Annotated in this window: 23 protein-coding genes; 11 read left to right on the forward strand and 12 right to left on the reverse strand. The window is 44.7% G+C overall.

All coding sequences use genetic code 11. The features are described from left to right. Nucleotides 1–63 precede the first annotated feature (63 nt). From M1D94_RS14645 to M1D94_RS14655, 3 genes are all read right to left on the reverse strand, one after another. Complete coding sequence (locus M1D94_RS14645) at nucleotides 64–1,242, reverse strand: NAD(P)/FAD-dependent oxidoreductase (RefSeq protein ID WP_003232765.1); 1,179 nt, start codon at nucleotides 1,240–1,242, stop codon at nucleotides 64–66. 39 nt (nucleotides 1,243–1,281) lie between these two features. Continuing rightward, a complete protein-coding gene (locus M1D94_RS14650; protein WP_003220510.1) occupies nucleotides 1,282–1,704 on the reverse strand; it encodes a DUF1641 domain-containing protein in 423 nt (140 codons plus the stop codon). Nucleotides 1,705–2,092: 388 nt separating this feature from the next. Next, nucleotides 2,093–2,590 (reverse strand): cupin domain-containing protein, encoded by a 498-nt coding sequence (locus tag M1D94_RS14655; protein ID WP_029317652.1) that lies wholly within the window; start codon nucleotides 2,588–2,590, stop codon nucleotides 2,093–2,095. A gap of 131 nt (nucleotides 2,591–2,721) precedes the next feature. Between M1D94_RS14655 and M1D94_RS14660 the strand changes: the two genes are divergently transcribed. The 3 genes from M1D94_RS14660 (at nucleotide 2,722) to M1D94_RS14670 (ending at nucleotide 5,320) form a co-directional block, all read left to right on the forward strand. Continuing rightward, nucleotides 2,722–3,696 carry a DMT family transporter gene (locus tag M1D94_RS14660; RefSeq protein WP_277709522.1) on the forward strand — a complete coding sequence of 325 codons (975 nt, stop codon included), beginning with the start codon at nucleotides 2,722–2,724 and terminating at the stop codon, nucleotides 3,694–3,696. A gap of 119 nt (nucleotides 3,697–3,815) precedes the next feature. Beyond that, complete coding sequence (locus M1D94_RS14665; RefSeq protein ID WP_424934972.1) at nucleotides 3,816–4,568, forward strand: ABC transporter ATP-binding protein; 753 nt, start codon at nucleotides 3,816–3,818, stop codon at nucleotides 4,566–4,568. Then, complete coding sequence (locus M1D94_RS14670; protein WP_049140748.1) at nucleotides 4,568–5,320, forward strand: ABC transporter permease; 753 nt, start codon at nucleotides 4,568–4,570, stop codon at nucleotides 5,318–5,320. Before M1D94_RS14665 ends, M1D94_RS14670 begins: the two co-directional genes overlap by 1 nt. 45 nt (nucleotides 5,321–5,365) lie before the next feature. On the opposite strand, the gene M1D94_RS14675 is transcribed toward M1D94_RS14670, so the two are convergent. After that, the gene (locus M1D94_RS14675; RefSeq protein WP_003245334.1) at nucleotides 5,366–6,178 is read right to left on the reverse strand and encodes a uroporphyrinogen-III synthase; all 813 of its coding nucleotides are present in this window, start codon (nucleotides 6,176–6,178) and stop codon (nucleotides 5,366–5,368) included. Nucleotides 6,179–6,351: 173 nt separating this feature from the next. On the opposite strand from M1D94_RS14675, the gene M1D94_RS14680 reads away from it, so the two are divergent. Beyond that, a complete protein-coding gene (locus tag M1D94_RS14680) occupies nucleotides 6,352–6,540 on the forward strand; it encodes a hypothetical protein (RefSeq protein ID WP_003232781.1) in 189 nt (62 codons plus the stop codon). A gap of 40 nt (nucleotides 6,541–6,580) precedes the next feature. Here M1D94_RS14680 and M1D94_RS14685 read toward each other — a convergent pair whose 3' ends face one another. Next, complete coding sequence (locus M1D94_RS14685; protein WP_103803752.1) at nucleotides 6,581–7,759, reverse strand: glycosyltransferase; 1,179 nt, start codon at nucleotides 7,757–7,759, stop codon at nucleotides 6,581–6,583. 22 nt (nucleotides 7,760–7,781) lie between these two features. Beyond that, nucleotides 7,782–8,972 carry a monooxygenase YjiB gene (gene yjiB, locus M1D94_RS14690; RefSeq protein ID WP_103803751.1) on the reverse strand — a complete coding sequence of 397 codons (1,191 nt, stop codon included), beginning with the start codon at nucleotides 8,970–8,972 and terminating at the stop codon, nucleotides 7,782–7,784. A 388-nt stretch (nucleotides 8,973–9,360) separates the two neighbouring features. Between yjiB and M1D94_RS14695 the strand changes: the two genes are divergently transcribed. After that, on the forward strand, nucleotides 9,361–9,639 hold the full coding sequence (locus tag M1D94_RS14695) for a hypothetical protein (protein WP_064671266.1): 279 nt from the start codon (nucleotides 9,361–9,363) through the stop codon (nucleotides 9,637–9,639). Nucleotides 9,640–9,668: 29 nt separating this feature from the next. Here the strand turns inward: M1D94_RS14695 and M1D94_RS14700 are convergent, their stop codons facing one another. The 4 genes from M1D94_RS14700 to fdhF form a co-directional block, all read right to left on the reverse strand. Beyond that, nucleotides 9,669–10,295, reverse strand: coding sequence for an NUDIX hydrolase (locus M1D94_RS14700; RefSeq protein ID WP_085186244.1), 627 nt, complete (start codon nucleotides 10,293–10,295; stop codon nucleotides 9,669–9,671). A 78-nt stretch (nucleotides 10,296–10,373) separates the two neighbouring features. Then, nucleotides 10,374–11,015: a DUF4352 domain-containing protein gene (locus M1D94_RS14705; protein WP_003244850.1), complete on the reverse strand. Its 642-nt coding sequence runs from the start codon at nucleotides 11,013–11,015 to the stop codon at nucleotides 10,374–10,376. 197 nt (nucleotides 11,016–11,212) lie between these two features. Continuing rightward, nucleotides 11,213–11,773 (reverse strand): DUF1641 domain-containing protein, encoded by a 561-nt coding sequence (locus M1D94_RS14710; RefSeq protein ID WP_003232799.1) that lies wholly within the window; start codon nucleotides 11,771–11,773, stop codon nucleotides 11,213–11,215. Then, nucleotides 11,766–14,723: a formate dehydrogenase subunit alpha gene (gene fdhF, locus M1D94_RS14715; protein WP_282627453.1), complete on the reverse strand. Its 2,958-nt coding sequence runs from the start codon at nucleotides 14,721–14,723 to the stop codon at nucleotides 11,766–11,768. The genes M1D94_RS14710 and fdhF overlap by 8 nt, the downstream gene beginning before the upstream one ends. Nucleotides 14,724–14,868: 145 nt before the next feature. On the opposite strand from fdhF, the gene M1D94_RS14720 reads away from it, so the two are divergent. Continuing rightward, complete coding sequence (locus M1D94_RS14720; protein WP_282627452.1) at nucleotides 14,869–15,444, forward strand: YjgB family protein; 576 nt, start codon at nucleotides 14,869–14,871, stop codon at nucleotides 15,442–15,444. Between the two features lie 100 nt (nucleotides 15,445–15,544). Continuing rightward, nucleotides 15,545–15,943 carry a ribosomal maturation YjgA family protein gene (locus tag M1D94_RS14725; RefSeq protein ID WP_017697549.1) on the forward strand — a complete coding sequence of 133 codons (399 nt, stop codon included), beginning with the start codon at nucleotides 15,545–15,547 and terminating at the stop codon, nucleotides 15,941–15,943. Nucleotides 15,944–15,951: 8 nt separating this feature from the next. Here M1D94_RS14725 and M1D94_RS14730 read toward each other — a convergent pair whose 3' ends face one another. After that, the gene (locus tag M1D94_RS14730) at nucleotides 15,952–16,851 is read right to left on the reverse strand and encodes a DUF2268 domain-containing protein (RefSeq protein ID WP_249852639.1); all 900 of its coding nucleotides are present in this window, start codon (nucleotides 16,849–16,851) and stop codon (nucleotides 15,952–15,954) included. Between the two features lie 125 nt (nucleotides 16,852–16,976). Between M1D94_RS14730 and M1D94_RS14735 the strand changes: the two genes are divergently transcribed. Further along, nucleotides 16,977–17,144 carry a YjfB family protein gene (locus M1D94_RS14735; protein ID WP_014476499.1) on the forward strand — a complete coding sequence of 56 codons (168 nt, stop codon included), beginning with the start codon at nucleotides 16,977–16,979 and terminating at the stop codon, nucleotides 17,142–17,144. A 128-nt stretch (nucleotides 17,145–17,272) separates the two neighbouring features. Further along, nucleotides 17,273–17,746 carry a YjfA family protein gene (locus M1D94_RS14740; RefSeq protein WP_014476498.1) on the forward strand — a complete coding sequence of 158 codons (474 nt, stop codon included), beginning with the start codon at nucleotides 17,273–17,275 and terminating at the stop codon, nucleotides 17,744–17,746. A 39-nt stretch (nucleotides 17,747–17,785) separates the two neighbouring features. Here M1D94_RS14740 and pdaC read toward each other — a convergent pair whose 3' ends face one another. After that, nucleotides 17,786–19,189 carry a peptidoglycan-N-acetylmuramic acid deacetylase PdaC gene (gene pdaC, locus M1D94_RS14745; RefSeq protein WP_032725486.1) on the reverse strand — a complete coding sequence of 468 codons (1,404 nt, stop codon included), beginning with the start codon at nucleotides 19,187–19,189 and terminating at the stop codon, nucleotides 17,786–17,788. Nucleotides 19,190–19,441: 252 nt separating this feature from the next. On the opposite strand from pdaC, the gene cotT reads away from it, so the two are divergent. Together cotT and cyoE are read left to right on the forward strand one after the other, a co-directional pair. Beyond that, nucleotides 19,442–19,675, forward strand: a complete 234-nt coding sequence (gene cotT, locus M1D94_RS14750; RefSeq protein ID WP_014479515.1) for a spore coat protein CotT — start codon at nucleotides 19,442–19,444, stop codon at nucleotides 19,673–19,675. Between the two features lie 122 nt (nucleotides 19,676–19,797). After that, the gene (gene cyoE / locus M1D94_RS14755; RefSeq protein ID WP_249852638.1) at nucleotides 19,798–20,787 is read left to right on the forward strand and encodes a heme o synthase; all 990 of its coding nucleotides are present in this window, start codon (nucleotides 19,798–19,800) and stop codon (nucleotides 20,785–20,787) included. The last annotated feature ends 354 nt before the right edge of the window (nucleotides 20,788–21,141 follow it).

The following is a 21,141-nucleotide window of genomic DNA, read 5'->3' on the forward strand; positions in this document are numbered from 1 at the left end:
AAGACATTGCCAGAAAGCACTCGGTAAGGAACGCTTTTGGCAATGTCAGATTCATTAAAAGGATTAGTAAGCCAGGCTGAAAAGTCCTTTAATGTGAGTTAAGTAGCGTACGTTACTTGCTTCTTTCATCAAGGAAGCAGGAAGACCTTTAAGCGGTGTAGAATTAGCACCAATGATGGCAACCGCGTCTTTGCGTCCAAGGCTTGCAAGTGTACCAGAGTTTACTGGCTTGAATGTTTCAAGCGTTTTGCCTTCCAGGTAAGCGAATAGGTTGTAACCGATCAGCTCACCCATTTGCCATGCGATTTGTGCAGTTGGCGGGTATGGACGGCCGTCTGGACCGAAGTAAACTGCGCTGTCTCCAGCAACGAATACATCTTCATGAGATGTAGATTGCAGGAAGTCATTTACAGTCGCGCGTCCGCGGTTCACTTCTAGACCTGATTCACCGACTAATGGGTTACCTTGTACGCCGCCAGTCCAAACAAATGTGTTGGCAACAACTTTAGATCCGTCTTTCAGATCAATTACGTTTCCTTCTACATTTGTAACAGGAAGACCTGTTAAGAACTCAACGCCGCGTTTTTCAAGGCTTGCAGTCGCACGTTCGATAAGATCATCCGGAAGAACAGGAAGGATTTTCGGACCTGCTTCAACAAGTTTCAATTTGATTTCTTTATGGTCTACGCCGTATTTTTTCGCAAGGTTCGGCATAATGTCAGCAAGCTCACCAACAAGCTCAACACCTGTTAAGCCGCCGCCGCCGATAAGGATTGTTGCATCTGCTTCGTTTTTCGTTTTAGAGTACTCGCGCACACGATCTTCAACATGTTGGAAGACTTTGTTCGCATCAGCAGCAGATTTCAATACCATGCTGTTTTCTTCAAGACCTGGGATGCCGAAGTAAGCCGTTACAGAACCAAGACCTACAACAAGCGCATCGTAAGTTAATGTAGAACCGTCAGCAAGCGCAACTTCTTTTTTATCAACAGAGAAAGAGCTTACTTCCGCAATTTTAAGATCAATGTCTTTGCCTTTGAAAAGTTTTTCTAATGGCATTGCAACCGCTTTTTCAGACACGTTGCCTGCAGCAAGGCGGTGTAATTCCGTAATGATTTGGTGAGTAGGGTATTTGTTTACCACTGTCACGCGTGCTTGTTCTTTTGTGTAATGTTTGCGAACTGTTAGAGCAGAAAGAACTCCGCCATAACCAGCGCCTAGAATGACAATATGTTTTGACATCGTATATCCTCCGTCCTTTATATCAATTTGAATCTGAGATTATTTTTGGTTTTCGCGTTCGTTCATGACTTCAAGGTAGCTGTTAGCAAAACGGAACAGCTTTTGAGCTTGAGGATCTTTCAGCATACGCAATAGGCCGAAAAGACCAATTGTTTCGTTGCTTGCTTCCGCGCGGTCTTTTGCTTCGATCGCAGTCGCAGCTACTTCTTTCGCTGTTTCTTTTACAGGCTCAAGAATTTCAGTGATCGCACCGACTGTGTCGCTTTTTAACACTTCGTCAGTCGCTACAGACTGAGCGAAATCATAAGACTTCGTTAAAATATTCACTAACTCAGTCAGCTTCGGAAGCTGGTCAACTAAAACAGTCAATGATTCTTGAACTTCTGGCTTTAATAGCTGATCAATAAGATCTTGCTGGCTTTGGCTGACAGACGCATTTGTTTGATCGATTGTTTCTGGCATATCCAATTCTCCTTTACTATAAGCAGTTTGCTGATTTTTTTGGAAAGGGTAGTGCCTCTCCCTGTCTCACGCTTTTAAGGCATAAGAATAAGGATTGTGAATTCGTGCACAATCATTTACAAAAATAAATGTTTACTACCCAGTTTTTCATCTTGCCATATTCAGTATTATTTTTATCTAAAAATAAACAATTGAATAAGTCAAAATCCTTTACTCTCTCTGAAAATAGCAAACACAAAAAACTCCAATTCGATTACCTTCTATATGATAACACTTTTTGAACAAAATTTGAACGTGAATTGCTTCGATTATGAAATTAATTTATATGGAGCTCATGTCATATCGTTTCTGCGGCACTAGTTATTGACAATCCAGCAATTTCTCCCCTTCACTTTACCCATATTTCCAATAGAGGCTCTCTTTTTCCTGTGATCGGATCATTCGCCGGCAACGCCGCCTGCTTAATCTGTTTGACCGCTTCCTCCCGCTCATTGGGCTTCCCCGTCTTCATATCATACTGAACGCCTCCGGGATAGGCGCCAAGGACAGTAAAATCGGGGCTTGAGCTGAGCTTTTTATGTCCGACTCCGGCTGGAATCACGACTGCGTCGCCTGATTTGAAAGGGATGGCAGCCCCTTTTTCTCCCCCAAACTGAATCACAGCCTCTCCCCTAAGGGCAATCAGGACTTCATGCGTATTGCTGTGATAATGATGGTATGGAAAAACACTCCCTGACCAGCTGTTTGACCAGCCATGCCGGATGACGATCCGCTCTGCCAGTCCGGTGTCCTTAAGCGCGTTTTGATACACCACGAGCGGAAAATCAGGGTGATTCGGAATCCTGCCGTCATCCGGAAAGAAGTATGTCTGTGTCTCTTTTTCCATCAATTACACCTCCCTTTTTTGTCTTCCACACATAGCGGTTCGCAAAACATGATGTTTTTCTCATGATTCCATTGATCTGCATGATACCGAATAGTATAGTATAAAAAAATAATGCCAGAATGAGGGATATCATGAAAGCTATCGTTATCGGAATATTGGCTTCACTCTTTTTCGCCGTTACCTTTATATTAAACAGAGCGATGGAGTTATCAGGAGGCAGCTGGCTTTGGAGCTCTTCGCTGCGCTTTATTTTTATGGTGCCGTTTTTATGTTTGATTGTCATCATGAGAGGGACATTCACGCCTCTCTTACTAGAGATGAGGAAAAAGCCGTTTTATTGGATCAAATGGAGCTTCGTCGGCTTCGTGCTTTTTTACGCGCCGATTACATTTGCGGCTACATACGGTCCGGGGTGGCTCATAGCCGGAACCTGGCAAATTACAATTGTAGCCGGGGTGCTCTTATCTCCTTTGTTCTATGTCAAACAAGATATGCCGGGCGGTCCGCAGCTCGTTCGCCAAAAGATTCCCCTGGTTTCACTTGGCACTTCCATGATCATCCTGATTGGAGCGGCTCTGATTCAGCTTCAGCATGCAGAATCGCTTTCTGGGAGGATGCTGCTTTTCAGTGTGCTGCCGGTTGTCATTGCGGCTTTTGCCTATCCGTTAGGAAACAGGAGAATGCTCGAAGAATACGGAGGCCGGCTTGATACATTTCAGCGCGTGCTTGGAATGACATTGGCAAGCCTTCCATTCTGGCTTATATTAGCAGCTTACGGCTGGTGGTCAGATGGCCTTCCAACAGCAAGTCAAACCGTTCAATCCTTTATCGTTGCCGTCAGCTCAGGCATCATTGCGACGGTTTTATTTTTCTGGGCCACTGATATGGTAAGAGACAATCCGCAAAAACTCGCAGCTGTTGAAGCCACTCAAGCCGGTGAAGTGATTTTCGCGCTGCTTGGTGAAATTGTTCTGCTGTCAGGCGTTTTCCCATCTCTTTTATCATTTGCCGGTTTGTTCATTATAATAGCGGGGATGATGTTACATACCTTCGCTTCACAGCCGAGAAAACCGAAAAAGAAAGCACAGTCAAATCTGACTGCGTAGCATCTGCAGGAGAATGGGTGAAAGCCTGTTCTCCTTTATTTGTGCTACCAAAAGGAATCTGTTTCACGTTATAGTTAAATATAATGTCAGCCTACTTATATTGAAAGGTGATTATTGTAATGGAAGCAAACGATCAAACACAAAACATACCAGCCATCTCCTTCAGATCAGTCAGAAAAAGCTATAAACAAGATGGACAAACCTATGATGTGCTGCAGGATGTCACCGGAGACATTCAACAGGGCGCAATCGTAGCCGTTTTAGGTCCTTCCGGCTCAGGCAAAAGCACCCTCCTTTCTATGTGTAATTTAATGAGAACGCCTGACAGCGGCGAAGTCAACATATACGGAAAGGAAGTCAGAGAATGGAATGTCAATGAGCTGAGGCGAACGGCAGCCCTCGCGTTTCAATCGGCTCCCGTGCTCGACGGGACAGTGCGTGACAATTTAAGTCTTGTACAAAGGCTGCATCAATCCCAGCTGTACTCTCCTGAAAAGCTGGCTTCGCTTGCAGGGCTGCCGCCAGAGCTGTTAGACAGAAGCGCCAGAGACTTATCGGGCGGGCAGCGGCAAAGACTGTCACTGGCCCGAACGCTCTCAAATCCTTCCTCCATTCTATTGTTGGACGAAATCACATCGGCCTTGGACCCAGTTTCTGCTCTTGAGATTGAAGAACTGATCAAACGTCAGCATCAAGAGAAAAAATGGACAGTCATGTGGGTCACTCATAATATGGAGCAGGCAAAACGAGTAGCCGATACCATTTGGTTTATGGCAGATGGCCGGCTGCTTGAAATCGCAGAAACCGACACATTTTTCTCCGCTCCGCAGCATGAAGCAACGAAAGAATTTTTGAAGGGAGGGACCCGGTAATGGATTACCTTTCTCTCTCTTTAACGATGATCTTTGTATTGATCGCCTTGTTTTTATCAAAATCCTTTAAAGCCGGTGTAGAAAAAGACATGATCATCGCCACCATCCGGGCCGCGGTGCAGCTGCTTATCATCGGTTATGTTTTGTCGCTGATTTTTCGCGGAGACCACCCTGTTTTTATCCTGCTGATGGTGCTGTTAATGCTCGCGGTGGCGGCGCAAAATGTCATCAAGCGAAAGAAAAATACTATCGGTTCGTTTTGGAGGGTGTTTGCCGCGTTAGCAATCGTAGAAATTGTGACGCAGGGAATTCTGCTGTCTCTTCATATCATTCCGCTTACGGCACGATATGTCATTCCGATCAGCGGGATGGTCATCGGAAATTCGATGGTGCTCTCAAGTTTGTTTCTAAACCGGCTTAACTCAGAAGTCGGCGTTCGCAAAGAAGAAATTCAATTAATATTGTCACTTGGCGGCACACCGAAGCAATCCATACAGCGCATTCTTACCTCAGCGATGAAAATGAGTATGATCCCGACGCTCGAAAGCCAGAAAACACTGGGTCTTGTCCAGCTTCCCGGCATGATGACTGGCCAGATTCTAGCCGGCGCGGACCCGATTCAGGCAGTACGCTTTCAACTCTTAATCGTGTTTACAACGATGGCCTCAGCCGCGCTGACTTGTGTAATCTTAAGCGTGCTGACATACCCATCATTATTCACCGTTCATCTGCAGCTGAAGCAGAATGAATGACAGACAAAAGCCGCTTTCCGAGGGAAAAGCGGCTTTTTGTACTTGTTATTCCTTTTCTTCATAATACTTGGCCAGCTCAACAATCATCGCACCCATCCGCTCAATCTCTGGCGCAAGCAGTCTCGTAATGCCCTCTTCCCGCAGTGCTTCAGCAGTCACTTTTCCGACAGCAGCTGCGATGGCGCGTTCTTCGAATACCTTCTTCACTTCATTGATATAACCTCGCCCCTTGGCAAAATCAAACAGGGAACGAACCTGAATGGCCGTTGTAAAACAAACGGCATCGACCTCATCGTTCATCAGCTCTCGGCATAACCGCTCCACCGTTTCCTCCTCCGGCGGGATGTGCTGATAAGGCAGAATCGGCAGGACAGACGCGCCTTTTTCTTCAAGAAATGCCATGAGAGCCGGCGCTTTTTCGCCATGAAGCTGCACCATGACTGTTTTTCCTGAAAAGTCGTGAGGCTCCAAGGAACGGATTAAGCCTCTTGTTGTCCCGTCTTCATCCGAAGCTTCCGGTGTGATTCCAAGCTTTTTCAGCGCAGACAGCGTTTTGTATCCCCGGCATGCCGCTTTCGCTTGGCGAATGGCCTGCAGAAACTCATCTTTCAGTCCAATTTTCTCTGCCATATCGACAAGAGTCTCCAACCCGATGCCTGTCGTGAAAATGACCCAGTCAGCTTTTTCTTCCGCAAACGTCCGCAAATCCGGCTCCACCTGCTTCTCTGCTAAGTAAACTGTACCTTGGAGAGGCCGGATGACAGGTATTCCGCCCTGTTTTTCAATGATTGTACTAATTTCTTCCGTTTTTCGTGAGCCACCGATTGCCACGCGTTTTCCAAGTAACCCTTTTCCCATACCCGTTTCCTCTCCTCTTTGCATAGGCTTTTTATGTATATAAGCTTAATAAAGCTATTTTGGCGCAAACCAAGGAAGAAATCAAGATAAACCCCACCTCCTAAAATCCATTGAATACGCCGGAAGCTTGCTGTAAGATAAACAGCAGACACGTCTTGTAACGGAGGATCGACATGGAAACAAAAAAAGAAGAATATGAAACAAAAGGCTACGATACATCGATTGTTTACGAATTCAATGAATATCCGGACGCCCGCAGCGGGCGCTGCGACAACTGTGATTACACACTGTTCAAAAGCTCTGTAAAAGGCGGAAAATTTCTTAGAGAATGCCGGAGATGCGGGATGAAAAAAAATATTTAAACAGAAAACCGAAATCAAATTGATTTCGGTTTTTATGTTTTTACTGCGGGACAGCGGATTTTTTCATAAACGCTTCAATCTCAGCTGCCGCACGCTCCGCTCCGCCAGCTTCTTTTACATCCTTTTGCATATTCTTGACGCGGCTGAGCAGCTCTTGATCACTGGATACAGCTTGAACCGCTTCCTGCAGGCTGGAAACAGTCACTTCCTCTTTCGGCAAATAAACGCCAAGGCCTAATTCATCAACCCGATTTGCAGTGAGCTCTTGCTCATACATTTGTGGAATGACGACAAGCGGCACACCTGCGTTCATCGCTTCCATCGTACTGTTCATCCCGCCATGAGAGATGAACAAATCAGCTTTCTCTAACACCTCAAGCTGCGGCACACTTTGGCGAATGGTAAAGTTAGCAGGAATATCCTCCAAGCTTTCTGGATCAATCGTTTTCCCAACAGACATGATCACTTGCCATGAAGAATCCCGAAATGCCTTGATGCACATCTTGTAAAATTCCGGCCATGCGTTAAACGCCGTACCCAAAGAAATCAGCATAAGCGGGCGATCATCCTTGTCAATCAACAGGCTTTCTTTTTCCTTCCGTTCCCCGAGAGAGGGGCCGACAAAACAGAAACGGTCATCGAACGTCTCATGCTGAATCTGAAAAGACTTCGGCATAAAGACAATATTTAATGCTTCTGGCACAGCTAACTGTTCAAATGAAACAGCCGGCAACTTCTCTTGCTCCAAGTAGGCTTTAAATTCAGCCTCTGCTTCTCTTATTTTTTTCAGCATGTCTTCATTTCCTAACTGAAAGGATTCATTTTGGGCATATGACGAACAGAGCTTAATGACCGGAACATTAAGCTTTTCAGCAAACAATTTACCAGCCAGCGCAACAAAGTCATAGATGATCAGATCAGGCTGATCATCCTTATATAACTCCTCAAGCTGCGGCAGAATGCTGAGTGATTCTTTCAAAAGGCTGAGGGGCGCGTCATTCTTTTCCATCATCTCCCTGATTTGCTTAGGATCAATATTCAAGGATGTATGATAGATCAATGCTTCTCCACCGGCTTGCTGAACAGCGGGCGCAAACTCCTCAGTCGTCGCGTACGTGACACGGTACCCTTTCTCACAAAGCTTCTCTACTAAAGCAAGCGTAGGATTGACATGTCCGTATGCCGGGATATTGATCATCGAAATATGGTACTTTTTCATGAATCTCCAGTCTCCTTATCTATTACATTTTCACACGGAAGCTCTTTAATCCGTATATCACACTGTTTTCAATCGGAGTGATACTGACGCACTCCATATGAGGAAAAGCAGAAATCAAAGACGTTAACGCGATATTTGCTTCAAGACGGGCAAGCGGAGCCCCAAGGCAAAAATGGATGCCATGGCCAAACGCAATATGCGGATTGGGATGGCGGCGGATATCAAACATGTGCGGCCTGTCAAACTTTGCTTCATCACGATTTGCCGATGCCACAAACGCCAAAACCATATCACCTTCTTTAATCAGATGCCCACCGATCTCCGTATCCCGCTTGGCAATGCGCCTCAAAACCGGGGCCGGCGCTCTGAAACGCAAGGCTTCCTCCACTGCCTGAGGCATCAGTTCAGGATGGCTGCGCAGTTCCTCATAAACGCCTGGCGTTTCTAATATGCTGTACATCGCATTTGAAATCAGGTTTGTAGTGGTTTCATTTCCGGCCACCAGCAGCAGCGTGCAAAACGGAATCAGCTCTTCACCGGACAGCTTCTCGCCTGTTTCTTCCGCTTCCACTAAAATAGAAATAATATCCTGCGCCGGTTTGTTTCGCTTTTCTTCTATGATGCCGGCAAAAAACGCAGCCAGTTCTTCCTCACACTTATCTCGTTCTTCCAAAAAGGCTTTTTCAGCTTCTTCACTTTTATCCCTCGGTGTACTGACCAGAAGATCAGACCATGCTTTAAACTGATCCATATGCGCTGAAGGCACTCCCAGTAGCTCAGATATCACAATAACCGGAAGCGGGTATGAAAAATCGTGAACAAGGTCAAACTCACTGCGCCCCTGAAATTTTTGAATCAGTTCATCTGTGATTTCTTGAATTCTCGGTTCCCATTGCTTCATCACGCGCGGAGTAAAGGCTTTATTCACGACTGAACGGATTTTTGTATGCTTCGGCGGGTCCATGTTAATGATGGAATTTCCAATAGAGCTTGTCTGCTGCGGCATGTAACTGGAAAACAGCTCTTTATCCCCAACAACTTTTTTGACATCATCATAAAGAAAAACGCTCCACACTTGGTTTTCTTCATCAAAGGAAACAGGCGCATCCTTTCTCATCGATTCGTACCATGGAAACGGATGATACGCATCCTGTTTGTTTTTCCCATTGAGCAGCGCTCGCTGCAAGGCTTGCCGGCGGTTTAACACACTCATTATGGTCACTCCCTTGAAAAAATTCAGCAATGAATGTTCCACTTCACCTCCCGCTTTCGAAAAAGAGAGGGACTACCACAAATAATTAAATTGATAACAGCAGGCAGGCGATCACGATGTTCGATGCAGGCATCATATATTCCCCCTCGAATTTCGTTCATCTTACCATAATCTTTCAATTTTTTTCTATTCTGCACTGCTGTTTTGGCTCACAACGTGACCTTAGGCATAAGCACGCAAATCCAATATGGATTCAATTGCACCGCTCCGCTCAAAAAACGTCACTGTTTTCAACCAAATGCACTAACTCCAAAAATGACTTTCCCATTATGTAAAATAATTTGGTTCTATGATTAAATAGAAGGTAAAAGGTGAAGGAGAGAACAACGTGGCAGCACAGACTGATTACAAAAAACAAGTTGTCGGAATCCTACTTTCACTTGCATTCGTACTCTTTGTGTTCTCTTTTTCTGAGAGACATGAAAAACCGCTTGTTGAGGGAAAAAAACAGGAAAACTGGCATACTGTCGTCGACAAAGCCTCTGTCAAAATTTATGGCAGCCGATTAGTTGAAGAAAACAAATTAAAGCAAAAACTCGGCCATAAACAAGCCGATTCTATTTTGACCCTTCTGAAACTCGCCAACGAGAAACACATTACATTTTAAAAAAGAAAGAGCCCATAGGCTCTTTCTTTTTAGTCAAATATCGTTTTCTTGTCCGGATGGCGCAAAAAGTCAAACAGCATGCTAAGCTGTGAGGGTGTGTTTCGTTTTGGAGAAAGCGGCGGGAGGCTGTCTTCCGGAAAAAAAGCGGCATGATTCGTCTCGATCCCTGTTTCCCCCTGCCCGCCCGTCATGCTGCATGCGATGAAGATTTTATAATAGTGATAAGGCTGAGGGGGATGAGAGTGTTTATGGCTGTCTAGCACGGCCAGCAATCGAGACGGCTCTGTATCGTACCCCGACTCTTCTTTGATTTCCTTGACGACGTTTTCAGCTGGCGATAAACCAATCTCGCAAAATCCACCCGGCAGCGACCACAGCTCATCATGCTTCTCCCGGACAAGCAAAATCTGATTCTCTCGGAATACTGCGCCGCGCACATCCGCTTTCGGTGTTGGATAGCCGCTCTCCCCACTCCATAAATCAGTGATAACTTCAATGTTCGTCTGTGAGTAATCCGCCATCATTTCCGCGCTGAGCTTCATTAGCTCTTCATACCTCTCCCTGTCGTACACATCCTTGGAAAAAGCAAGCCCCGCCTGTGCGATCGCCCGAATCCGCTGTGCCCGTTCCAGCCATTTGGTTTGCACTTTTATCACTCATCCTTTCAAGTCAAGTTTCGCTATAAAAAATGCACGTTTTCCACAGATGAAAAACGTGCAACTGTAAATTAGCTTCTAATCTAACTTCACCAAGTAATCAATATCGTCCTTTACTCTCTCTTCTGTATTACTGCTATTTGTATCAGCTAAAAACGGATTATATACCAGTGTGTAATGTTTCTGTTCTCCTTTAGGGATGACATAACTGAGTACACCTGTAACCTTTTTCCCCGATACTAGTGTTCCTCCCATAAGGATTCTGCCCTTCTCTTCTATAGAAAAAACAGGCCGTACTGATTGATCATTCTTATCTCTTAAATCAAACCCGATAAAATTGTAGCTTATTGAATCTTCCCCTATATTTTCCATCGTAACTTCTATAATAAGCCGTTCCTCATCATCTTTTATTGTTTTTGTCTCCTCATTTACAGCTCCGCCAACATTCATATATTCACCTTTTTGCACTCTATCAACTTTATTCACTGTAAAATTCGTATGTCCTGCTTTAAATGTTTCTCCTATTTTATGTATTTGATCATCTTTTTTGGTCTTCGGCTCACCGCCTTTTTTCAATTCCTTATCAAGTTCCTTTTCAAGCTCTTCTTGCGATTTTTTCTCTTTCGGTTTTTCCTTCTCTGACGCATCGCTCGATTGGCTGCACGCTGAAAGCGCTAACCCGATCGTCAAGACAAATAATAGTAATAAGACTTTTTTCATGATTGTTCCCCCATCTAAAGTAATCGATTTCTATTATAATCAGATTTTTCCTTTTCCTAACAGGTAAGAAAGTAACGATTATTTCTATCTCATTCATCACAATCTTACTTCTTCCTAGTATTTGAATATTTTTTACTAGTCCATTAGACCTTTTCATCAAAAAACCCGAGCTGGCTGAAGCCGGCTCGGGCGGGAGGTCAATCTCGCTTGTTCATTCCTCTTTTCTCTCGGGGTTCCTGATGATGTTTTTGGTGTTCCGGAGGCTGCGTCGTGCGTTCCAGCTCCTTTGTATCTTGTCCCATTCCTTTTAAAAAAGAAAAGAGTAGTGTAATTGATTTGTTGATTTCTGGGTCTTTTAGCGAGCGGATAATATCAAAATAACCTGTCTTTTCTTCACTGTTTTTCTGCTCTACAGCGCTTGCCACACCCGCATTCACTTTCAAAATGAGGGGCTCCAGCTGCTTCACGTCCAGCATGCCGAGGGTTCCAAACAGAAGCAATAGATTTTTCAATGTGTTGGCCGTTTCCTCTGTATCAGCCTTTTTCACTAAGATGTCAAGAACTTTATCTCCTTGGCCAAAAAGGCCGCGGAGCAACGGCAGGACACCGCGCTCGTTCATATGGCCCAGCATATGCAAGGTTTCGAGAATCGCTTCTTTGTGGTCAATTAGAGCATCTTCAATTTCCCGCAAATCACGCTTTCGCTGATCCTCTTCTGTTACCTCGATTTTTTGGATTCGTTTAATCGCTTTAGCCATTATGGCCCATCCCCCTTTTCACAGCGTCACCAGGGAAAATATAATCCTTCCGCGCCCATTTCTTTTGAACCTGCACACCGATTTGCGGCTGCGGATTGCCGTTGCGGTGGTTGATCTTAGGCAGCGGGCTGATTCCGTCGTGCTTCAAAATTTCCATCTTGGCCGATGTTTCTTTGTAAGCAGGCGTATCGGTATCCTTATCGGCATGGCTGCCTGTTAACAGGTTGATCGCCGCTTCCCCTGAATCGTTCATTGGCAGATATACTTCCTTCCCTTTGACTCGATCAGTAATCAGGCACTTCACTTTGACATTTCCGAAAGGCGATGTGAGCCTGACGAGGGTTCCGTCCTGAATCCCTCGTTCTGCCGCAAGCTCAGGAGAAATTTCTAAGAACACTTCCGGTGTTTTCTCCGAAATCCCTTTTGATTTGTAAGTCAGATTCCCTTCGTGGAAATGCTCCAAGAGCCGCCCATTGTTGACATGGATATCATATTCCTCACCGAATTCCTCAGGCTCTGTCCACTGGACAGGGTAGAGAATGGCCTTGCCGTCCGGGAAAGGGAAGCGCTCTGTAAAGAGTAAAGGCGAATCCTTTCCATCAGCATTTACAGGCCATTGCAGGGAATTATAGCCCTCAAGACGTTCATAGGTGACACCGGCATAAATCGGCGACAGCTTGGCTGCTTCCTCCATAATGTCTGCAGGATGCTTATAGTGCCAGTCGGCGCCAAGCTTATTGGCAACCTCCATAATAATCTGCCAATCCGGCTTTGATTCACCCAGCGGTTCAAATACCTGATACAAACGCTGAATCCGGCGTTCTGTGTTTGTAAACGTTCCTTCTTTTTCAAGGCTTGGGCTCGCAGGAAGAACCACATCAGCAAACTCCGCTGTACGTGAAAGGAAAATGTCCTGCACCACAAAGAAATCAAGCTTTTCATATGCGGCGTGTACATGATTGATATTGGAATCCACCAGGCCCATTTCTTCACCTTTTACATACATCGCTTTCAGCTGTCCGGAATGGATTTTTTCAATCATTTCGTGGTTGGTCATACCCGGCTCTTTCGGCAGCGGCACACCCCACACACGCTCGTATTTTTGGCGGACTTGTTCATCCGTCACTTTTTCATAGCCTGGCATTCTGTCAGGCATGCTTCCGAAGTCACTTGCTCCCTGCACGTTATTATGACCGCGCAATGGGTAAGAACCTGCTCCCGGTTTTCCGTAGTTTCCTGTCACAAGCAGCAGGTTAGAGATCGCCGTGCTCGTGTCGCTTCCTCCAATATGCTGTGTCACGCCCATCGCCCACAATGCGCACACACTGTCAGCTTGCCCGATCATCTCTGCCATTTGGATAAGGGTTTCTCGATCAATCCCGGTTTTCTCCTCAGCATATTCAAGTGTGTACGGCGCGATGCTTTTTACATATTCATCCCGTCCGTTCACTCTTTCTCTCAAAAATCGTTCATCGGCCTTGCCGTTTTCTATTAAATATTTGGCGATCGCATTCAGCCAGACGATATCCGATCCGGCACGCGGCTGGACAAATAAATCGGAGCGTTCTGCCATTTCGTGTTTTCTGATATCCGCGACGATCACTTTCTGCCCTCTCAGCTTATGAGCCCGTTTAATCCGAGTGGATAAGACTGGATGCGACTCAGACGTGTTCGAACCGATAATCAAAACAAGGTCCGCTTGCGCGATATCTGTAATTGATCCTGAATCACCGCCATAGCCGACTGTCCGGAACAGGCCGGCAGTCGCAGGAGATTGGCAATAGCGAGAGCAGTTGTCCACATTATTTGTGCCAATGACCCCTCTGGCCAGCTTTTGCATAAGATAGGATTCTTCATTTGTACATTTAGAAGATGTAATAAAAGCGAGAGAATCCGGGCCAAACGCCTCTTTTAATTCAGTGAACTTGCTGGCGATCAGCGATAACGCCTCCTCCCACTCTGCTTCACGGAAATGATCGCCTTCCCGGATCAGCGGCTTTGTCAGGCGTTCCTCACTGTTGACGAAATCCCAGCCGAACTTCCCTTTTACACAGGTAGAAATACCGTTGGCTGGCGCCTCCTCCTGCGGCTCTACTTTCAGAATGTCTCTTCCCTTTGTCCAGACATCAAAGCTGCAGCCGACGCCGCAATACGTGCAGACGGTTTTCGTTTTTTTGATTCGTTCATCACGCATGGCCGATTCCATATCAGAAATGGCAAGAATCGAGCCGTAGCCTGTCTCTACGCCTTTTGTGATCTCGATCATCGGACGCAGGGTTTCATTATTGATGCCTGTTAAATATCCGGCTTCCCCTTCCATTCCTTTTTCCATCATCGCGTTGCATGGACAGACGGTTGAACAGTGGCCGCATGACACACATGACGACTCGTTGATCGGCACATCGTTATCCCAAATGACGCGCGGGCGTTTCCGCTCCCAGTCAATGGTCAGTGTTTCAGTTACCTGAACATCCTGGCACGCTTCGACACAGCGGCCGCACAAAATACATTGGTCCGGATCGTAGCGGTAAAACGGATGGGATTCATCCTTGTGGTAGGGCTTGTGATCAAACGGGATGCTTTGGTGATTGATTTTCATTTCCTTCACCGTATTATGTATTTCGCATCCCCCGTTGTTGTAATCGCAAACTGTACAATAAAGCTCATGATTATATAAAATCTTGTCCATCCCGATGACCTGCGCTTTTTTCACGTCAGGTGAGAGCGTATCAATGATATCCCCATCCTTTAATTCAGCGGAGCACGACCTCTTCAGCTCACCATTGATGCTGACGATGCACGTATCACATGTTTCAATCGGCCCTAAGCTTGGATGATAGCAAACTTGCGGCACTTCAATCGAGCTGTTATTCAAAAGCTGCAGCACCGTCTGTTCCTCGGACGCTTCCATTTCAACGCCGTTTATTGTGATTTTTTTCTTGCCAGCCATCTCCATTCCCCTTTCTTGCTTTATATACCGAATTACCTATTTCAGTTCCCTTACAACAACTCAATAAAACATACAAAGCGCACTCACATGTTTTATTGCACTAACACCGGGAAACGGGATGGTAGATCAATAAGGAGGGATCAACATGAAAAAGACAATGTCTGCTATTACCGCTGCGGCAGCAGTAACAAGCTGTTTTACCGGCTTTGGGGCTGCGTCCTTTTCAGCACCGGCAAAGGCCGCAGCTCTAACAAACACGCTCTCAGAAAACACGAATCAATCAGCCGCCGAGCTTGTCAAAAACCTCTATAACACCGCCTATAAAGGGGAAATGCCTCAGCAGGCGCAAGGCCTTACCATTAACAAAAGCACAAAAGGGGATGTCCACGCTGCGTTTGGGGAACCGGAAAGACCCGTCGGGGGAGACAATCGATTTGATTTATATCACTGGAATATGGGACAGCCGGGCTACGGATTTTCCTATCATAAAGACATGACAATTTCAGAAATCCGCTACTTTGGAACCGGTGTGGAACGGCAGCTGAATTTAGGCGGAGTTACGCCGGAAGTGCTGCAGAAGCAATTAGGACCAGCAAATCGGGTGTTAACCGTCCCGTTTACCGATGAAATCGATTATGTATATGATACAGGCCGCTATGAACTCCATTTTGTAATAGGCACGGATCAGACAGCCGACCATGTAAACCTAAAAGCAAAATAAACACCCTACGCGGCTATTCAGCCGCTTTTTTAGTGGACAAATAAAAGCTATATTCCTTACAATACAGGGAGATGAAGCAGAGACGGGGTATCAATTCGCAATGAAGCGAAATCGTTGGATATATGCAGTTTTCACCGTACTGATCATTGGGCTGGGGCTTGGATCCAGAGCATTCTCCAGTGTTCTTCCTGATACCCTCAATACTTATCTGGGAGACTCGTTGTGGGCCGCCATGATCTTTACGGGATGCGGATTTCTATTTCGGAAGCTGAAGACAATGATAACGGGCATTATCAGTCTTTCTTTCTGTTTTGTCATTGAATTCAGCCAGCTCTATCATGCCGAATGGATCGACCAGATTAGGGATACTTCTCTTGGCGGGCTTGTACTGGGGTACGGTTTTTTATGGAGCGATATCGAAGCATATACAATCGGAATTGCCGCCTGCGCCGCCATAGAACTGCTGGTTTTGGGAATCAAAAAGCGCCGCTGTATGTGACGCTTTTTTCATGTAGAAAACAGCCCGCATTGAGAAAGAATGGTCTTCGCATCCAAACGCGTGGCCTCGCTTATCGTGATATGATGTTGATTCATAAATAACTGAACGGCATGATATCCAACCGCATAACCTGCAAAAGCCGATAAACCTGCAGGCTTAAAGCCTTGGTCGTTAGCAATTGGATCACCAAACATATAACGGCTGACTTCCGAAAATCCTTTCACATCCAGCACCTCATTGATCACATCAATGGAATATTGCAAATCTTCATGATCAAAACGAGTTACCCAAGGGCCCAATCGTTCCGTACCAAACAGCTCTCTGGCGAATGATTCCGCCAATCCTTCAATCACAAGATAATCCCCGACACTTACAGAGCCATGATGAAAATCTATATACGAAAACCGCACATTATGATGAAACTCATGAGCAATAATTGAAGGAATCCTTGGCAGGTTATAACGGTTCGGATCAATCCATACATGAATAAAGCCCGGTATCCCGCCAAACCCGCAGTAGCCTTTTTGCAGCTGAAGTTTATTTGGATCAGCGATATAAAGGCCGAATTTGATCTCCTCTGCATTCACCCGCAGCTGTTCGCGCTCAGCAAAAAATATGCATTGCCGAAGTGCAGATTCAGCTGTCTCTGAAACATGTGATTCTTTCAGTATTTGCAGTGCTTTCTGGCCGCTTTCAGCATCACGGACATCCAAATAGCCCAGCATTTTCGCAGCCATGATCACATCATAGCCGTTTGGCTCCTTCGCTTTCAGCGGAACTTGGATGGCGGTCCACATCTTTTCAAACGGCCTCATCATCGTATACCGAAATTCATCTTCTCTTTTCTGTTCTTCCATTGAAAACAGCTTTTCGTATTGCTCAAAGGTCTTTTCCATTACAAGATTCATCCTGATCCCTCCTTGTCAAAAACATACGGTATGCTCTAGCGTAAGGGTCAACAGGAGAAATTAAGCCATTTTTCACTGTAAAATGATACAAAGCCGCCGATAGGTAAGGCATAGGAGGTGGAACGATGGATATTCCTGCTTTATCAGTTGCGATGCATCAAGCATCCCTTGCCCAGAATGTTAATATTGCTTTAACGAAAAAAATGCTGGACACCGCCCAGCAAAATGCCGATCAAACCTTAAAGATGATTCAGCATCCGACTCTCGGACAAACTATTGATGTAAAAGCTTAACCTCACACCAAAGGCGGCCAATAACTCCATCCTCCCGGCCGCCTTTATTGTTCACAAAAAAGCATGCATGTTTTGATTGTTCCTCCGTATGATTTATTGTTTGCCATATTAAGGAGGTCATAAAGGATATGAAAAGACTGTTTACGAAGGCTTCATTGGTGTTATTCGCAGTAGTATTTGTTTTTGCCGTCAAAGGAGTACCCGCCAATGCGGAAACCCATGCCTACGATGGAAAAAGCCCTTATTACAATGATTGTGCGTCCACCGGCTCTACAAAAAAATCCTCAAACTTAGTGAATGCCAGCAATCAAGTCATCGGAGTAGTCGAGCTTAAATTCAGCAGTACATGTAAAACGGCTTGGGCAAAAATCACGATGAATAATACATTGACGTCTGGCTTTGAAGCAAATGCGGAGATTACCCGAAACACGGACGGCAAGAGATATAATTGTGATTCTGCAGGCGGCAATGGAAAAGCGGTGGCCGGCCAAAAGTCTTGCTATACACCGATGGTATATGATTTAGATCCAAGGACTTCTTACGCTTTTGGCAAGTATTCAGGACCAAACTTAAATGTTTGGGCCACCACAGGCTCTTATTAAATAGAAAAAAGGCTGTCCGTACGGACAGCCTTTTGTAATTTATTTCGCTTCTCTTTGTTTTTTAACCTCTTCAAGCTGAGAAACCGTCACCAATTGATATCCTTGATCGGTGAGCTTTTTCATAATTTCATCGGCCGCATCAGCAGAGGTGCGGTAAATATCGTGAATTAAAATGGTTCTTCCATCTCCCGCCTGACTCATGACACGGTCAACGATTGTTTTTTTGTTACGGTCTTTCCAATCTTCCGGGTCAACATCCCATAACGCAACATCCATTTTCATTTGACTCCGCAGTTCATCATTAATGCCGCCGTATGGGGGTCTTACAAGCGTCGGGCGGTATCCGCTTATTTTTTCAATGATGTCTTGCGTGTCATTGATCTGCTTTAACGCTTCTTTCACTGAAAGCCTTGTGAGAAGTGGATGGCTCCATGAATGGTTCCCCACCTCATTTCCTTCTTTCAGCATTCTTATTAGCGTTTCCGGATAATATTGAACCCTGCTCCCCAAAACAAAAAACGTGGCATGACCCTTATATTTCTTCAAGGAGTCTAGAATCTGATTTGTTGTCGCAGGATTCGGGCCGTCGTCGAAAGTAAGCGCAATGACTTTTTGATTTGGATCAACCGTTTCCTCTTTGGGTAAAGAAATCACTTCATGCTTCGGCTTTTGTTCTTTGATTTTATTTTTATTTTTTGCTTTATCAATATATTGTTCTTTCAGAATGTCTTTCAAAAGACTTTTCTTAATGGCAATCGATTGCTCTCCAAGATAGCCTGCTGCAACCTGATATGTGTCAAAGTAAAGTTCGATATAATCCTCCTTGATGGCAAAGCGGCTGAAATTTTCTTTTTTCGGAGCCGTCCCTTCCTTTAACAGTGCATCGTCCGCTGCAATGTCCTTATTCTTTTTCAGTTCGTGATAAGCGATTAACGAAAGCTTATGTAAGTAGTCAGCGTCCTCTTTGAAAATATCATCAATGGAAAGAAACGCTTGTTTACTAAAATCATAGTTAAACGTTTTTTTCACGGTTTGCCCGTGTGCCCCGCCGATGTATTTATATTCATTAAATACAATCGCCACTGTCTGTTTGGCATAATGGACAATTTTATAATCAACATTTAATTCGTTGCGTTTTGTCGTATGCTCTTGGTCAACGTCTTTTGTTTCCTTTTGAAATTGACGAACCTCTTTTTCTGCGAATCTTTTTAATGCCGAATCCATTTTTTCATTTTTGAAAACGGGATAGTTAACCGCGTAATTAAAAGTTTTCCCGTCATTCACAAGCGTTGCGATCTCAACATTCCCATATTGAGAATCAGTTCTTACTTTATTCATGACCGTTTCTTTTTTCAATGAATGATTATGGAAAAAGCCGATAAGGCCCACCACACATACAACTGCTATTAATACATGAAACCATTTGATTCTTTTTGCCAACAACAAAAACTCCTTCTTTCGTAGCCATTTCGATTTACTCTTCATCAGTTGGAACTGTATCTATTTAGAAATGCTTTTGTAACATTGTAGTAACATTTATTTCACATTTGTAATACTATGAGATTTAGAAGTTCATGTCAATCCTTTTTAAGGAATTTCATCATAAAAAAACCGAGTTTCATAAATGTACATACACCCAACTTAAGCATCAAGAATATGGTAAAAGGAATAAAAAAAGCTAGGGAGGTTTTCCTCTTGGATTACCCTTTGAATGAACAGCCATTTGAACAAATTACCCCTTATGATGAAAGACAGCCCTATTATTATCCGCGCCCGAGACGGCCATTTTATCCGCCTTATTATTATCCGTTCTACCCGTTTTATCCGCGCCCGCCTTATTACTACCCGCGCCCGCGCCCGCCTTACTACCCTTGGTACGGTTACGGCGGCGGTTATGGCGGAGGATATGGCGGAGGTTACGGTTACTAGTCGCCGCATATCAAAATGGGGGCAGTCCAGCTCCCCATTTTTTTGTTTTAAAAATGACAATATCATGACAAATATAGGAAATAATTGTGATTCCGCCCCCCTCTTGTTACGATAACAAAAGCATGCAGTTTTGGGGGAGGCGTCTATTTTTGGAGAATACAAGAGATTCTGCAGCCATATCTGAAACAAAATACATAAAAGCTTCGAACCGGGTAACCATTTACGATTTTATCAAACTTGCAAAACCCGGCATTATCATATCAAACTCGATAGCAGCCTTCGGCGGGTTTTGGATCGCGTTTGCAAGCGCAGAAAAAACGTTAACCGGCATGGCTTTTTTGATGACAATGGTAACAGCAATGTTGGGAACCGCGTTTGTGATGGCTTCCGGCACTGTCTATAACAACTATTTTGATCGGCATATGGACGCAAAAATGGCACGCACTCGCAGCAGGGCCTCGGTCACAGGGAAAATGCCGCCAGCCATGATCTTAACATATGGCTCTGTTTTAGGGATCGCAGGTCTTGCCATGCTTTATTCCCTCAATCCATTAACGGCCTTTCTCGGACTGGCCGCCTTTATTTTTTATGCGATCATCTATACGGTATGGGTGAAACGAACGTCTGTGTGGAGCACATTTGTCGGGAGCTTTCCAGGTGCTGCGCCGCCATTGATGGGGTATTGTGCCGTAACCGGTGACCTCAGTATGACAGCAGTGCTGTTGTACACGATTATGTTTCTGTGGCAGCCGCCGCATTTTTGGGCGATTGGGATAAGACGCAAAGAGGAATATCGTGCCGCTGGCGTTCCGCTCTTGCCAGTAGTCAAAGGCAACCATGTAACAAAAATAAAAATGATGCAATATATTGCCGTCCTGGTGCCGGTCACGCTATTATTTCCTTTCTCTCTCGGCACCGGCCATATAAGCCCATTTTATTTTTTAGCCGCCTTGGTTCTCGGAGGCATATGGATCAAAAAAAGCATCAAAGGATTCAAAACAGACGATGACGTGAAGTGGGCAAAGGATATGTTTGTCTACTCACTTATTTATTTTTGCTTGCTGTTCTTCATCATGATGATCGATTCATTTATGATGTTTCTGATCAGATGATGCAAAAAGAGCCACACATTAATGTGACTCTTTTTTGTTTGGAAAAACAGCATCTAATAGAAATGTCATGGCAAAAAACACAACCATGCAAATCAAAAATCGTATAATCTCACTCAAAATCCAGCTATCAGCTATGCGCATACCATCGGTTTCTCGGAGGATTGCGCATATTGAAAAAATCATGAGTATGTTTTTTAGGGTTTCTTTGTTCATAAAATACCATCGCTTTCTCGATAGGATGACTTAAAGGCAATGAGATAAGTCATCAAGATATAAAATATGTCGCATCGTTGCATGTTTTGATTGAAAGAAATCATTGTTTTTTTGCCAGCCAATTGTAAAGCTCAGGCAAAC

It is taken from the genome of Bacillus sp. JZ109 (assembly GCF_053903135.1).

What these genes read in the sequence shown, in the direction of transcription:
- M1D94_RS14645 (WP_003232765.1), bottom strand. Translation starts at nt 1,242, where the DNA reads ATGTCAAAACATATTGTCATTCTAGGCGCTGGTTATGGCGGAGTTCTT.
- M1D94_RS14650 (WP_003220510.1), bottom strand. Translation starts at nt 1,704, where the DNA reads ATGCCAGAAACAATCGATCAAACAAATGCGTCTGTCAGCCAAAGCCAG.
- M1D94_RS14655 (WP_029317652.1), bottom strand. Translation starts at nt 2,590, where the DNA reads ATGGAAAAAGAGACACAGACATACTTCTTTCCGGATGACGGCAGGATT.
- M1D94_RS14660 (WP_277709522.1), top strand. Translation starts at nt 2,722, where the DNA reads ATGAAAGCTATCGTTATCGGAATATTGGCTTCACTCTTTTTCGCCGTT.
- M1D94_RS14665 (WP_424934972.1), top strand. Translation starts at nt 3,816, where the DNA reads ATGGAAGCAAACGATCAAACACAAAACATACCAGCCATCTCCTTCAGA.
- M1D94_RS14670 (WP_049140748.1), top strand. Translation starts at nt 4,568, where the DNA reads ATGGATTACCTTTCTCTCTCTTTAACGATGATCTTTGTATTGATCGCC.
- M1D94_RS14675 (WP_003245334.1), bottom strand. Translation starts at nt 6,178, where the DNA reads ATGGGAAAAGGGTTACTTGGAAAACGCGTGGCAATCGGTGGCTCACGA.
- M1D94_RS14680 (WP_003232781.1), top strand. Translation starts at nt 6,352, where the DNA reads ATGGAAACAAAAAAAGAAGAATATGAAACAAAAGGCTACGATACATCG.
- M1D94_RS14685 (WP_103803752.1), bottom strand. Translation starts at nt 7,759, where the DNA reads ATGAAAAAGTACCATATTTCGATGATCAATATCCCGGCATACGGACAT.
- yjiB (WP_103803751.1), bottom strand. Translation starts at nt 8,972, where the DNA reads ATGAGTGTGTTAAACCGCCGGCAAGCCTTGCAGCGAGCGCTGCTCAAT.
- M1D94_RS14705 (WP_003244850.1), bottom strand. Translation starts at nt 11,015, where the DNA reads ATGAAAAAAGTCTTATTACTATTATTTGTCTTGACGATCGGGTTAGCG.
- M1D94_RS14710 (WP_003232799.1), bottom strand. Translation starts at nt 11,773, where the DNA reads ATGGCTAAAGCGATTAAACGAATCCAAAAAATCGAGGTAACAGAAGAG.
- fdhF (WP_282627453.1), bottom strand. Translation starts at nt 14,723, where the DNA reads ATGGCTGGCAAGAAAAAAATCACAATAAACGGCGTTGAAATGGAAGCG.
- M1D94_RS14720 (WP_282627452.1), top strand. Translation starts at nt 14,869, where the DNA reads ATGAAAAAGACAATGTCTGCTATTACCGCTGCGGCAGCAGTAACAAGC.
- M1D94_RS14725 (WP_017697549.1), top strand. Translation starts at nt 15,545, where the DNA reads ATGAAGCGAAATCGTTGGATATATGCAGTTTTCACCGTACTGATCATT.
- M1D94_RS14730 (WP_249852639.1), bottom strand. Translation starts at nt 16,851, where the DNA reads ATGAATCTTGTAATGGAAAAGACCTTTGAGCAATACGAAAAGCTGTTT.
- M1D94_RS14735 (WP_014476499.1), top strand. Translation starts at nt 16,977, where the DNA reads ATGGATATTCCTGCTTTATCAGTTGCGATGCATCAAGCATCCCTTGCC.
- M1D94_RS14740 (WP_014476498.1), top strand. Translation starts at nt 17,273, where the DNA reads ATGAAAAGACTGTTTACGAAGGCTTCATTGGTGTTATTCGCAGTAGTA.
- cyoE (WP_249852638.1), top strand. Translation starts at nt 19,798, where the DNA reads ATGCAGTTTTGGGGGAGGCGTCTATTTTTGGAGAATACAAGAGATTCT.